This window comes from Acinetobacter sp. V104_13 (genome assembly GCF_031798995.1).
Taxonomy (GTDB): domain Bacteria; phylum Pseudomonadota; class Gammaproteobacteria; order Pseudomonadales; family Moraxellaceae; genus Acinetobacter; species Acinetobacter pittii.
The window spans coordinates 75,116-88,987 of record NZ_JAVQNP010000009.1 but is presented as its reverse complement, the minus strand read 5'-3'; the positions used below and the strand labels follow the sequence as shown (position 1 = coordinate 88,987).

General features: G+C 41.9%; 11 protein-coding genes. 4 read left to right on the top strand and 7 right to left on the bottom strand.

Annotated elements, in window-relative coordinates; translation table 11 throughout:
- The first annotated feature begins 41 nt into the window (after window positions 1–41).
- A complete protein-coding gene (locus RMB06_RS01555) occupies window positions 42–1,013 on the top strand; it encodes a Tim44 domain-containing protein (RefSeq protein ID WP_057070344.1) in 972 nt (323 codons plus the stop codon).
- 58 nt (window positions 1,014–1,071) lie between these two features.
- Here the strand turns inward: RMB06_RS01555 and epmA are convergent, their stop codons facing one another.
- From epmA to RMB06_RS01530, 5 genes are all read right to left on the bottom strand, one after another.
- On the bottom strand, window positions 1,072–2,046 hold the full coding sequence (epmA, locus tag RMB06_RS01550; RefSeq protein WP_311077942.1) for an EF-P lysine aminoacylase EpmA: 975 nt from the start codon (window positions 2,044–2,046) through the stop codon (window positions 1,072–1,074).
- Window positions 2,043–3,110 carry a 4-phosphoerythronate dehydrogenase gene (locus tag RMB06_RS01545; protein ID WP_311077939.1) on the bottom strand — a complete coding sequence of 356 codons (1,068 nt, stop codon included), beginning with the start codon at window positions 3,108–3,110 and terminating at the stop codon, window positions 2,043–2,045. The genes epmA and RMB06_RS01545 overlap by 4 nt, the downstream gene beginning before the upstream one ends.
- Window positions 3,111–3,216: 106 nt before the next feature.
- Window positions 3,217–3,609 carry a YkvA family protein gene (locus RMB06_RS01540; protein ID WP_126645247.1) on the bottom strand — a complete coding sequence of 131 codons (393 nt, stop codon included), beginning with the start codon at window positions 3,607–3,609 and terminating at the stop codon, window positions 3,217–3,219.
- A gap of 119 nt (window positions 3,610–3,728) precedes the next feature.
- The gene (fdhD, locus tag RMB06_RS01535) at window positions 3,729–4,520 is read right to left on the bottom strand and encodes a formate dehydrogenase accessory sulfurtransferase FdhD (RefSeq protein ID WP_311077937.1); all 792 of its coding nucleotides are present in this window, start codon (window positions 4,518–4,520) and stop codon (window positions 3,729–3,731) included.
- A 78-nt stretch (window positions 4,521–4,598) separates the two neighbouring features.
- Window positions 4,599–7,007, bottom strand: coding sequence for an FdhF/YdeP family oxidoreductase (locus RMB06_RS01530; protein WP_311077935.1), 2,409 nt, complete (start codon window positions 7,005–7,007; stop codon window positions 4,599–4,601).
- Between the two features lie 399 nt (window positions 7,008–7,406).
- On the opposite strand from RMB06_RS01530, the gene RMB06_RS01525 reads away from it, so the two are divergent.
- Window positions 7,407–8,564 carry a glycerate kinase gene (locus RMB06_RS01525; protein ID WP_311077933.1) on the top strand — a complete coding sequence of 386 codons (1,158 nt, stop codon included), beginning with the start codon at window positions 7,407–7,409 and terminating at the stop codon, window positions 8,562–8,564.
- Here RMB06_RS01525 and RMB06_RS01520 read toward each other — a convergent pair.
- Complete coding sequence (locus RMB06_RS01520) at window positions 8,561–9,127, bottom strand: TetR/AcrR family transcriptional regulator (protein WP_311077932.1); 567 nt, start codon at window positions 9,125–9,127, stop codon at window positions 8,561–8,563. The genes RMB06_RS01525 and RMB06_RS01520 overlap by 4 nt on opposite strands.
- Before the next feature lie 120 nt (window positions 9,128–9,247).
- On the opposite strand from RMB06_RS01520, the gene RMB06_RS01515 reads away from it, so the two are divergent.
- Both RMB06_RS01515 and RMB06_RS01510 read left to right on the top strand, forming a co-directional pair.
- A complete protein-coding gene (locus RMB06_RS01515) occupies window positions 9,248–10,030 on the top strand; it encodes an SDR family oxidoreductase (protein WP_311077930.1) in 783 nt (260 codons plus the stop codon).
- Between the two features lie 37 nt (window positions 10,031–10,067).
- Complete coding sequence (locus tag RMB06_RS01510; protein ID WP_032057642.1) at window positions 10,068–10,673, top strand: nitroreductase family protein; 606 nt, start codon at window positions 10,068–10,070, stop codon at window positions 10,671–10,673.
- A gap of 78 nt (window positions 10,674–10,751) precedes the next feature.
- Here the strand turns inward: RMB06_RS01510 and adeE are convergent, their stop codons facing one another.
- Window positions 10,752–13,865: a multidrug efflux RND transporter permease subunit AdeE gene (adeE, locus tag RMB06_RS01505; protein ID WP_311077928.1), complete on the bottom strand. Its 3,114-nt coding sequence runs from the start codon at window positions 13,863–13,865 to the stop codon at window positions 10,752–10,754.
- Window positions 13,866–13,872 lie beyond the last annotated feature (7 nt).

Here is a 13,872-nt window from a genome sequence, read left to right as displayed (position 1 = left end):
CATAAATACTATTACAAATTAACTTTAAACAGGAATTTCCTATGGAAGTACACCAGCGTGGCTTGATTACCGGTATTTTAATGGCTGCTTTAGCAATTTCTCCTCTTGCTGAAGCTAAACGTGCAGGTGGTGGTAAAAGCCACGGTATGGCACGTTCGACTACTTCAAGCCAGTCTTATCAACAACCTCGTCAAGTGACTCCAGTTCAACAAACCACTACAGCGCCTCAGAAATCTGGTCCAGGTGTTGGTTCAATGGTTGCAGCTGGTGTGGCTGGTGCTGCCGTAGGTGCTGTTGCAGCAAATGCTTTAGCTGATGACAAACCGACATCAACTGAACAGCAAGCCACTCAGGCTCAAGCTCAAGAAGAGAAAAAAGGCGGAATCCCAGGTTGGATTTGGGTATTGCTTGCTGCAGCTCTTGCTTTCTTTGTATTCCGTAAATTGGGATCAAAAAAAAAATTAGCAGGTAACAACCCTTACGCACCAAATAGCAACGGTCAAAACCCATTTGGCCGTTCTGCTGCACCACAAGCAGCTCCACGTAATGCTGGCGATAATACAAATATCTTTGGTCAATCTGTGGGTGGCGGTGCAGCAACGCAAGCGCCTTTTGGTGGTGTAACCACGAGCAATGGCAATCAACTTCCAGATGGTAGTGAACCTGCTGCGTTCTTACGTATTGCACGTCAACGTTTTAATCACATCCAATCGATGAATACTGCAAGTAACATTGAAGAAATTCGCCGTTACTTAACACCAGAACTTTATAGTTCTATGTATAACGACATCATGGAAAACCAAGATCAAGACGTTGCTGAATTTAGTAACTTGAATGCGATGGTTGTAGACAGTGCGACTGAAAATGGTCAATACGTAGTAAGCGTACGTTTCACTGGTACAGTAAGTGAAGATCTAAACAGCTTGCCACAACCGTTTACCGAAATCTGGCACTTTGTTAAGCCTGCTGGCACTCAGCAAGACTGGGTTGTTGCAGGTATTCAACAAGCTTAAGCTGAATAAATCCTCAATAAAAAAGCCACAATATTGTGGCTTTTTTATTTGTCAGCGTTTAAGCAATTTCCGCTGGAAAGGTAACTACTTTTTCGATTTTGACCTGATCCATTGCAACCATGAGTAAACGGTCTACACCTAAAGCAATTCCTGAGCATTCCGGCATATGAGGCAATGCTGCTAACAAATGCTCATCTAAAGGCATAACATGAAGCCCTTGCTTAGCCCGCTCTGCATTATCTGCTTCAAAGCGTGAACGTAACACGTCTGCATCAAGCAATTCATCGTAGGCATTGGCTAGCTCTAAGCCTTCAATATAAACCTCGAAACGCGCCGCGACCTCTTCCCCATCTTCATCTACTTTCACTTTTGCCAAAGAGGCCATTTCTGGTGGAAAGTCAGTTAAAAAAACTGGAGCATCAAAACCTAAACTTGGTTCAACAAAATGAGAAAATAACAAATCCATGTAAGCTAGGCGATCATCGCCCAAGTCGAGATTTAACCCCACACGATTTGCGGTATCTTTGAATTGCTTCAAAGTCGCTTGCAACGGGTTGATATCAAGTCGATCTTGAAAGGCATGTTTATAACTTAAAATAAACGGACGAACTTCACCAAAACGATGCTGCAAACAGGTTTGCAATAAATCGGCTGTTTCATGCATTAACGCTTTTAAGTCTAGACCGGGGCGATACCATTCAAGCATGGTAAATTCACTGTTGTGTTTACGCCCGTGTTCATCATCACGGAACACCTTACAAATCTGGTAAATCGGCCCACTACCGCTCGCCAATAAACGCTTCATGGCAAACTCTGGTGAAGTCTGTAAATATTGAGTTTGCAATTTGCCGTTAATATGACGCAAAGCCTGAACCGAAGCTAAATGTACATCGGTGACACCTGCCTGTGAAACGATTGGTGTCTCGACTTCCATAACACCACGTTCAGCAAAAAACTGACGAATTTGGGTGTAGAGCTTGGCACGTGCTTTTAAGGCATCAATTGAACAAGTAGGTTGATAACTTAAACTCATGCCTGTGGTCCCCCATGTGCTGCCCATTCACGGCGCAGCGGATAATTCTTACGTAATAAATCAAATGCTTTTTGCTCTACTTTGCCGTCTTTAACACAGGCACGGATGTTGGCATCATCTTGAGCAATATCATAAATTTGAGATAGTTTTTGCTTTAACACCACTTTTAAATCATGTCCTGAAAAATAGTCTTCGCATGCAGGTAGTTGAGTTTCAAACCGCTTATTCATGTCATATCCAAATTTTTGGCAAAACGCTTCATAAATCATTTGTGTACCGCGGGCTTTTCCTTCAAGGCTATAACCAGCAATATGCGGTGTTGCTAAAGCCAACATGTCTATGAGTTCTTCTGATATGACTGGTTCATGCTCAAATACATCAAGCACCACTTTACGCTGGGTACGCTGAATATCTTCCATTAAAGCGGTTTCTTTCACGACTGGACCACGTGCACTATTAATTAAAATCGTGTCAGGTTGAAGCGCTGCAAAAGCTTTTTCATCAAACAAATGATATGTCGGATGTTGACCGTTTTTTGTAAGCGGCACATGAATTGAAATGGCATTGGCTTGTTGCAACAGAGTTTCTAAGCTTACATTCTCAATTATGTCTAGTTTCACATATGGGTCAAAGCCAATTACGTTCCAGCCCAACAACTGGGCCATATAAGCCAAGCGCTTACCGACGTTGCCAAGACCGACAATGCCTAGGGTAAATTTTTCTTGTTGTTCTAAAAGGTTTGCATCTAAATGAAGTAAAGCAGTAATGACATATTCAGCAACCGCTTGCGCATTACAACCAGCCGCATTTGCCCATGTAATTCCTTGTTTTTCTAACGCCGTAATATCTAAATGATCGGTCCCGATTGTGGCACTGCCCACATATTTTAATGCTGTGTTTTCAATTAAACTTGCGTTAACCGCAGTAACCGAGCGGACCAGTAAAGCTTGAGCATCTTTTACATCTGCATGGGTTAAAGTACGCCCTGCTTTGTGTTGAATATCGCCAAACTCAGAAAAAAAGTAATCGGTAAATGCCAAATTTTCATCTGCGACGATTTTCATTGTCTGCAACCCATAGCTTATAAAAACATTATTATCCTTTGAGTTGTAGCAAAGCACAATGTTAATGCCTTTAAATTCACGATTCTAAACTTTGACGGTTTGCAAATTACAAGCCACCACCAAAGTAGAAATAGGCCATCACTGCCAGTGTGATCCAAATTAATATTATGAGTACAGCAACCAAATAATTTTGAGGTCGACGCTCCTGTTGATTTAGCCATTCTTCAGCTTGTTGTTCCGCATCTAAAATGACTTGTTGAGGTGTAAAACGAACAGCTAACCAAATCAGCATCGGTAGAATAATGGCCTCATCTAAAAGGCCTAAAATAGGAATAAAATCTGGAATTAAATCGATCGGACTAAAGGCATAAGCCACAGCCACCACAGCAATAACTTTTGGGAACCATGGCATTTGAGGATGCTTTGATGCAAACCAAAGCATAATAATTTGTTTTTTTAGACGTTTTGCCCATTCTTTTAGTGATTGTAACCAAGACATTTGGACAGACTCTGAACCTTTAGAGTTTTATAATAATCCATAAAACCTATCCTTAGCTTAAAAGCCAAAGAAATGTCAGATGAGCTTTATTTTAGGCCCATCATCTTGAACAATATATTTTAAATTTCTGTATATAAAACAAATCTGTCTCCCCTACAAAAACTTGCCAAAGTCAGGCCAGATTGCTTGGCTAATTGAATGGCCATGCTGGTAGGCGCTGAAATTGACGCCAATAGGCTGATGTTCAGCTGAGCACATTTTCGTATTAGCTCATAACTTGCCCGACTGGTCATCACCACAAAACCTAAACTGGTGTCGTAGTTTTGTTGTGCTAAATAACCAATTAATTTATCTAAAGCATTATGGCGGCCGACATCTTCAAATAAAGCGACGATGTGACCATCAACCACCCAAGCTGCGGCATGTGCGCCACCCGTTAAAGCAGTAATTTCCTGTTGGGCTTTTAAATGGGAAATGGCACTCGGAATTTGCTCAAGCCATATTTTTGATGCATGCGTTGTAATTTTAGGAACATCTAACTGAAACTGCTCTAAGCTTTCAATTCCACACAAACCACAGCCTGTACGGCCTACCATCATGCGGCGGTGTTCTTTTAATGCAGCAAAAGCTCTAGATGAAATGGCCATTTCAACCGTAATGCCCAATTCATTTTGATGTACATCAAGCGCATATAGTTCTTTTAAGCTTGTTAAAATTCCTTCCGAGAGACTAAATCCTTTAGCAAATAAATCAACATCGGTCGGTGTCGCCATCATCACCGCATGCGAAATGCCGTTATACACCAAGGCGATTGGGTACTCTTGAACAATATGATCTAAAACATTTTCAGAGTCGGTTTTGTTAAACCGCTGTACTAGTAATGTCTCAACCCCATAAGAATGTGGTGTCAAAATTATTTCCTTTATTTCAAAATGGCGCTTGTTTAGAGCGCCATTTATTTGAATTACATTTTAAATATCGTCTTAGATTTAAAGGCTGCTGACTTTTCTATCTGCATCTTCAGGGGCTACTGCCGTTGCCAAGTTAAAATGCTCTGGCGCATTTCCGGGATGCAAAATCACAGGAACACTTTTTGAAGCAGGAATCTTGGCATATTTATCATGACTGCTTAATGCCACCAAAGGATTAGTTTCCGGATAGTAAGCGGCTAAACTGCCTCGCGGAATGTTGTACGGCACAATACGGAAACTATGCACGATACGTTTCACACCGTCTGAAAAAACACTTTCAATATCGACCCACTGGTTTGCTTCAAAACCAGCTTCATCAATATCAGCTTGGTTCATAAACAACACACGGCGCTGACCGAACACCCCACGGTAACGGTCATCTAGACCATATAGAGTAGTGTTGTATTGGTCATGAGAACGCGTGGTCATTAAGGTATAAACTTTACTGTCGGTATATGCGGCAGCGTACTGATTTTCTTTATCGGCATAGACTTCACTCAGCGGTGTAATCATAAACTGCGCTTTACCACTTTTTGTATTCCAGATGTGCTGATTGGCTGGATGTTCGAGGTGGAAGCCACCCGGTTTATAAACACGTAAATTAAAGTCATGGAACTCATCAAAGACATCGGCAATTGAGTCACGGATACGGTCATAGCTTTCGATATACCATTTCCATTTAATCTGACTGTCTGGAAGCACTGCTTCGGCCATTCGGGCGACAATATCTGGTTCAGACAAAATATTGTCAGAAATTGGAGCGTTACGTCCTGCTGACAAATGAATATTACTCATCGAATCTTCGACTGAAATTGCCTGTGGGCCATGAAGCTGCTCATCAATTTCGGTACGCCCTAAACATGGCAAAATAAGTGCATCTTTACCACACACCAAATGGCTACGGTTTAACTTGGTTGCAACATGAACAGTTAAATTACACTTTCTAAGTGCTTCTTGGGTATACGGCGTATCTGGCGTTGCAACTGCAAAGTTTCCACCCAAACCAATAAAGACTTTGACCTCACCTTCAGCCATGGCTTTAATTGTTTCAACGACACCATGTCCATTTTTTCTCGGTGATTTAATACCAAACACGCGGTCAATGTTGTCGAGTAATTTAGGGCTAGGCAGTTCATTAATACCCATGGTTCGGTCGCCTTGTACATTACTATGCCCACGAACTGGACATAGCCCTGCACCCGGTCTGCCAATTTGACCACGCGCCAACAATAAATTTGCCAGCATATGTACGTTAGCCGTGCCGTGGCGGTGTTGCGTGATACCCATTCCCCAACAGAAAATTGAACGCTCTGATTCTAAAAAGAGTTTGGCGAGTTTTTCTAAATGTTCAGGCGATAGGCCTGAGTGTTTATAAATATCTGCCCATTCAGTTCTTTCAACCTCAGCAATCATTTCATCGAAACCAACGGTATTCACCGCAATAAAGTTTCGGTCAAAAACACTCGGTTTACCTGAAGCTAGCGCTTTTTTATCCCACTCATTTAAGTGTTTTAACATACCCAACATGAGTGCATAGTCACCGCCAATTTTCGGCTGAAAATAATAACGACTAATTGGCGTACTGCCGTTGGTCATCATTTCAAGCGGTGCTTGCGGGTCTTGGAAACGCTCAAGACCTCGTTCTTTAATTGGGTTAATCGCAATAATGTTGCCGCCACGTTTAGACACTTCACGTAAAGTACCTAACATACGTGGATGGTTGGTGCCAGGGTTATGACCAAAACTAAAAATAGCATCGGCTAAATCAAAGTCTTCTAGGGTGACTGTGCCTTTTCCTAAACCAATCGAGTCAAGCAAACCAACACTTGTGGTTTCATGACACATGTTCGAGCAGTCTGGAAAGTTATTGGTACCAAAGCTTCGCACAAACAATTGATATAAAAATGCCGCTTCGTTACTGGCACGGCCCGAAGTATAAAATGCCGCTTGGTCGGGGTGATCTAGCGCATGGAGGTGTTTAGCAATAATCTGAAATGCTTCATCCCATGAAATAGGCACATATTTATCGGTTGCAGCATCATAGCGAACTGGGTCTGTTAAGCGGCCTAAGTCTTCGAGGAAAAAGTCACTTTGTTCTGATAACCAACTGACGGTATGCCCTGCGAAATATTCAGGAGTCACTGTTTTACTGGTTGCTTCAAAGGCAACTGCTTTTGCACCATTTTCACAGAAGTTAAAGGCATGAGCATCTTTCTTTTCTGGCCATGCACAGCCAGGACAGTCAAACCCTGTAGGCTGGTTAATGTTGAGTAAGGTAATTGAACCTTTACCTAAAATATCTTGTCGCTTTAAGTTTCGAGCAACACTAAGGAGTGCACCCCACCCGCCAGCAGGATGAGTGTATGGCTCAATTCGCGCAAAACCGTTATTTTCCTGTATATGCTTTTGTTCTTCTGAATTATCCACTTTTTCATCCTCTTATTTCTTCTTAGGCATTCAACAGATCCAATAAAACCACAATTTAATTATGCTTATATTAAGAATCGCTGCTATCTAGCTTGGGGGTAGAGTCCGCTTGGTATGTTATTCACCATATTTTAAAAAGCTGGCTCAACTGTTCTTATAATATGTGCCATATTTTTTACAATTACAATCATTTAGGCCAACCGCGCTATTTATAGAAAAACATATAAAACAATGAGTTAAAAAGATAGAAACTCTGCCTTTTACAGATCAAAACATTATTGGCTTTTATTTTTAACAGATTGAAAGCCTTTTAAAATTGATGTTTACATGTCTTTATCTATGTTTTTTTCGCATTAAACAGTATAAAACAATTAAAAATCTATCCATATTAGAGCACTTATGAAGGTTGTGATCGCCCCTGATTCATTTAAAGACAGCTTAACTGCTTTAAATGTAGCTCAGGCCATTGCCAAAGGATGGCAAGAAGTTTTTCCTCATGCAGAAACGATTTTATGCCCGATGGCAGACGGTGGCGAAGGAACTATTGAAGCAGTGTTAGAGGTCTGTGAAGGTGAATGGCGTGAAAAAACTGTAGTCGGGCCATTAGGTCAGCCCGTTCAAGCCAAATGGGGATGGTTAGGAAAACAAAGAATTGCCATCATTGAAATGGCTCAAGCGAGCGGCATACAGTTAATTCCACCGTCTGAGCGGGATGCTTGCCACAGTACAACATTTGGAACGGGCCAGCTCATTTTGGATGCTTTAGACGCAGGTGCAAAAGATATTATTTTAACTGTGGGAGGCAGTGCTACCAATGATGGCGGCACAGGATTACTGAGTGCTTTGGGTGCAGTTTTTCTCAACGCCAATCAAAACGTTTTACCAGCTGGCGGCCTTGCTCTTAGACACCTATCCAAAATTGATTTAACACATCTCGACCCACGTATTCAGCAAACGAGGTTTTTATTGGCTGCCGATGTGAGCAATCCACTTTGCGGTCCAAACGGCGCATCTCATATTTTTGGCCCACAAAAAGGGGCTTCCCCTACTCAAGTAAAGTTACTTGACCAAGCGCTTGCCCATTTTGCCGATGTCTCGGCACAACTTTTAGGTTTCGATAAACGAGATGAAGCGGGTTCTGGTGCTGCGGGAGGTTTAGGCTTTGCAGCCAAAAGTTATTTAGATGCAGTCTTTAAAGCTGGAGTTAAAGTCGTGGCTGAACTGAATCAGCTTGAGCATAAAATTTCTAACGCAGATTGGGTCATTACCAGTGAAGGTAAATTTGACCAGCAAACCTTAAGCGGCAAAACAGTTTTTGGGGTAAGCCAAATTGCAAAAGCTCATAACGTTCTGGTCATTGTGATTGCAGGAACATTAGGCGAAGACTACCAAGCGCTTTATGAGCACGGCGTAAGCGCTGCTTTTTCACTAGCCAATGGTCCCATCACCCTAGAACACGCCTGCGAACATGCAGCAGAACTCATTTATGAGCGAACAGTCGATATAGCGAGATTAATTCAGTTTAGCCAAACCAGCTTAAATGCTAAAAAAGCCTAATCGGCTAATTTTAAAAGACTCTCTTTACAGCTTTCCAATATTTCATCGCTAAGCACAGATTGGTCTGGGCATGCGCGAGACAAGGCAATTGCCCCTACGGATTGAGCAAGAATATTAATAGCTTGCTTTCTCAACTCTGGCGCTTCCAAAGACAATTGTTTTGCTCGTTCATTCATAATGAACTGGATAAGTTGCTCAATGCCCTCTTCAAACTCGACTTTTACTTCGTCTGGCTGTCTTGCAGCATCACAAGATAGCGCTGTTAAGGTACATCCCAAATCTCGGTTATCTCGATGGGTACGGGACACATAAAGCTGAATAAATTGAGCTAAATTTAAACCTTCTATTTTCTTTAGAACCTGTTCAAGTCCATGTTTAACGGTAATTGAGACAAGGTCTGTTTTCGAACTGAAATGTTTATAGAACCCACCGTGAGTAAAGCCTGCGCTAGACATTAATTCAGCAATGCCGACACCGTCGTAGCCTTTGTTACGAAACAGTTGAGTCGCCTTTTCGACAATTTTTTCTCGGTTTTCTTTTACCTGAGTTTTACTGACTTTCATGTTGGCCTACCCACTTTTACTCACCCTACTCGTCATAATTATACATTGATTATGGTTGACATCAAAACTTGTATATTTTAGATTATAGTCATAATCTAAAATAAAGTGTGGAGACATCACATGTCAGCTCAATCAAAAGTACTTATTACAGGAGCTTCGTCAGGAATTGGTTCTGTCTATGCAGACCGATTTGCTCAACGTGGCCATAACTTAATCTTGGTTGCACGAGACACCAACCGCTTAGATAAAATATCAAAAGACCTTCAAGAAAAATACGGTGTACAGGTCGAGTTCATTCGGGCCGATCTATCAAACGATCAAGACATTAGTAAGATTGAAGATGTACTCAAAAATGATGCTGATATTGAAATCTTGGTAAATAACGCTGGGATTGCACTAAACGGAAACTTTTTGACTCAAGATATTAAAGAGATTGAAAAACTTATTACTTTAAATATGACTGCGGTCGTTCGTTTGTCTCATGCAATTTCGCAACCCCTTCTACGCAAAGGTAAAGGCGCGATTATTAATTTAGGTTCAGTGCTTGGATTAGCTCCTGAATTAGGTTCTACCATTTATGGCGCAAGTAAATCTTTCATCCAATTTTTTAGCCAAGGCTTACATTTAGAATTAAAAAATCATGGCGTGCATGTTCAAGCCGTATTGCCTTCGGCAACTAAAACCGAAATTTGGGAACGTTCTGGCATCGACTTAAGCCAAGTCCCACCATTAATGGATGTCAATGATTTGGTCGATGCGGCTCTGATTGGTTTTGACCGCAAAGAAACGATTACAATTCCTGTGCTGAAAGACGAAAATCAATGGAATAATTTTGAAAAATCACGTATCACATTACTACCAAACTTTTCTTCGGCTGATGTAGCCCAACGTTATAAAAACTAACGAGTACCGCTACCCAACTCTTAAGTAGGAAAATCTTATGAATGTTATTGATGCCATCCGTAACCGCCGCGCAGTTAAACGCTTCGACCCTGCTTTTCAACTCTCTGACGATAACAAAAAGCAGTTATTACAAGAAGTTTTAGCAAATGCGCCAAGCGCTTTTAACTTACAACATTGGCGTCCAGTCATCATTGAAGATACTGAGTTAAGACAAAAAATTCGCACCATTGCTTGGGATCAACCACAAGTTACAGAATCATCATTACTTATTGTGTTGTGTGCAAAAGTAAATACATGGGAAGTTGATGCTAAGCGTGTGTGGGATGGCGCAACTCCAGAAGTACAAAATATTATGGCTGGCGCAATTGACCAATATTACCGTGACCGTCCACAAACCCAACGTGACGAAGTTATGCGTAGTGCTGGTATTTTTGCTCAAACCTTGATGCTTCTTGCTCAAGAGCATGGTTTAGACAGTTGCCCTATGGATGGTTTTGACTTTGACGCAATGGCAAAGCTCATTAACTTACCTGAAGACCATGTGGTGTGTTTAATGATTGCTGTTGGTAAGTCGGCTTCCGAGCCTTACCCACGCGTGGGCAAACTTCCTTACGACGATGTCATTATTCAAAATACATTCTAAGTTTTTAGTCAGATTTTAGGCCCTCATTCTATTTATAGCATGAGGGCCTAATTGTTAATGACATTCTGTTTTGTAAAATCATTTTGCCTTTTTGGTGTTTAACTTATTGGTTAAACGACGAACTAAAAGAAAAAATAAAGGCACAAAGAAAATAGAAAGTAGAGTTCCCGAAATCATCCCACCAGTTACGGCTATACCAATTTCTTTTCGGCTAACAGCCCCTGCTCCTGTAGATACAGCCAATGGAAGAACACCTGCAACAAAAGCCAGAGATGTCATAATAATTGGCCGTAATCGCTGACCCGCACCTTCAATAATAGCGTCCATTAATGCCTGACCAGCCTCTAACTTGGCTGCCGCAAATTCAACAATCAAAATGGCATTTTTGGCAGAAAGCCCAATGGTGGTAAGCATAGCGACCTGAAAGTAAATATCGTTAACAAAACCTGCCAGACTTGCAGCACCTACAGCGCCAATAAGACCTAAAGGAATCACTAGCATGACAGAGACAGGAATAGACCAACTTTCATAAAGTGCTGCCAAACATAAAAAGATAAAGATGATTGAGGCTAAATATAACCAGATCGTTTGGCCACCCGCTAGTTTCTCTTGATAAGACAACCCACTCCACTGAAGATTAAAACCTTGTTGCTGGTCAACTAACTGCTGCATCTTATCCATAGCCCCACCAGAACTCTCACCTGCTGCCGCAGAGCCTTGTATTTGAACGGCTGAAAGACCGTTAAAGCGTTGCAGCATTTGAGGGCCCATCTGCCATTTCACAGAAGAAAAGCTAGAAAATGGCGTCATCTCACCAGTAGCACCGCGAACATACCATTGCCCAATATCTTGGGGTAAGGAACGATAGATTGCCTCTCCTTGTAAATAAACTCGCTTAACACGTCCCTGATCTATGAAATCGTTAATATAAGATCCGCCCCACGCCGATGAGAGCGTATTACTAATATCTGCTTGGGCTAATCCAAGAGCACTGGCTTTTCTTTGATCGATATCGACTTGTAACTGGGCTTTATCTTCTAAGCTATTTAAACGTACTGCAGCTAGGCCAGAATCAGCATTTGCTGCTTTTAACACATTATTTTGTGCTGCGAGTAAAGCATCTCGTCCTTTATTCTCAGCATCTTGCAACCAAAATTCAAAGCCACTAGATTGCCCAAGGCCTCTTACAGCAGCGGGTGAAAGTACCTGAACACGTGCGTTACGCAGTGACTTAAAATGTGCATTTGCACGAGCAATCACAGCTTCGGCTGTATTTTCACTACCTTCTCGGTCATCCCAATGTTTGAGTCCGGCAAATGCCATTCCCACATTTTGCCCACTGCCTGCGTTATTTCTACCCATCACCATAAAAATCACATTGAGATTATTCTTTTCTTTCGTCAAAAAGTAATCTGCAATCTGATTACCAACCCGCTCTGTTTCAGCTAGTGTCGTGCCTACAGGCGTACTAAATTGAACCATAACCGAGCCTTGGTCTTCTTGAGGTAAAAACCCCGTATTCATACGCGTATATTGCCAACCTAACAAAGCTGTAATACCTACGAATATGACCATAAAGACTTTGGGTTTACCTAAAACAGCAACTAGCTTTGTGCGGTAGCCTGTTTGACCTTGCTCTACTTTATAGTTAAACCAAGTAAAAAATTTTCTCTGCTTATGTTTTTCATTTGCAGGTTTGAGTAAGGTTGCACATAGCGCAGGTGAAAGTGTTAAAGCAACAATTGCAGAAAGTACCATAGCCGATACGAGCGTTACCGAGAACTGGCGATAGATAATCCCGACAGAACCACCAAAAAATGCCATAGGTAAAAATACTGCTGCGAGTACCATGGCAATACCCACGAGCGCGCCAGATATTTCTTGCATTGAAATTAGGGTGGCTTGCCGAGCATCAAGATTTTGCTCATGCATAACCCGCTCAACATTTTCTACGACGACAATCGCGTCATCTACCAGTAAACCAATTGCGAGTACCATTGCAAACAAAGTCAGTGTATTAATGCTATAGCCAAGTACGCTCAACACACCAAATGTACCTAACAATACGACCGGAACTGCAATTGCCGGAATTAAAGTCGCACGCCAGCTCTGCAAAAATAAGAACATGACAATAATGACGAGAACAATTGCTTCAGCTAAAGTTTTAATCACCCCATTTACCGAAGCTTCTACAAATGGCGTACTGTCGCGTGGGTATGCAACTTTTAAACCCGCTGGCATAGAGGCAGTTAACCGTGTGACTTCAGCTTTAACTCGTTCAGCCGTTTCTAATGCATTGGCACCAGAAGCAAGTTGAATAGACATACCCGAAGCTGGCTTTCCATTCAAACGTGTAGAAGTCTGATAACTCTCTGCACCACGCTCGACTCGGGCAACATCTTTAAGTAATACAACCGCACCATTTGTTTGTGTCCGCAAAATAATATTTTCAAATTGGCTCACGGTTTGTAACCGAGATAATGCTGTTACTGTTGCATTTAGAGCCTGCCCATCACGCGTGGGTAATGCGCCCAATTCTCCTGCTGTAATTTGAGTGTTTTGTGCTTCAATTGCAGTTCTAACGTCTGATGGCATTAATCCGTAACTGTTTAATTTATGAGGATCAAGCCAGATGCGCATTGCATATTGAGCACCAAATACGGTGATTTCACCCACTCCATCGACCCGACTTAATGGATCTTGCAGTGTACTCACCATATAGTCAGATATGTCGACAGAAGATCTAGTCCCACTTTCATCGTAAAGCGCAAAGACCAGTAAACTATCGCCTTGTGATTTTGTCACAGTGATCCCTTGCTGCTGGACCTCTTGAGGCAATCGACTCAGCGCCTGATTCACAGCATTTTGCACCTGCACCTGAGCAGTGTCAGGATTGGTATTCTGATCAAAACTGAGACTTATCCGTGCTTGACCCGCCGAACTACTACTCGATGAAAAATAAAGTAGACCATCAATCCCTTTAATTTGTTGCTCCAAAATCTGTGTAACACTGTCTTCAACAGTTTTGGCCGATGCGCCCGGATAATTTGCAGTAACATTTACACCCGGTGGCGCAATGTCAGGATATTGCTCAATGGGTAACGTTAAAATCGAAATCGTCCCCAACGCCATAATACAAATAGAGAGGACCCAAGCAAAAATAGGTCGTGCAATAAAAAAACTCGACAACATACGCAAT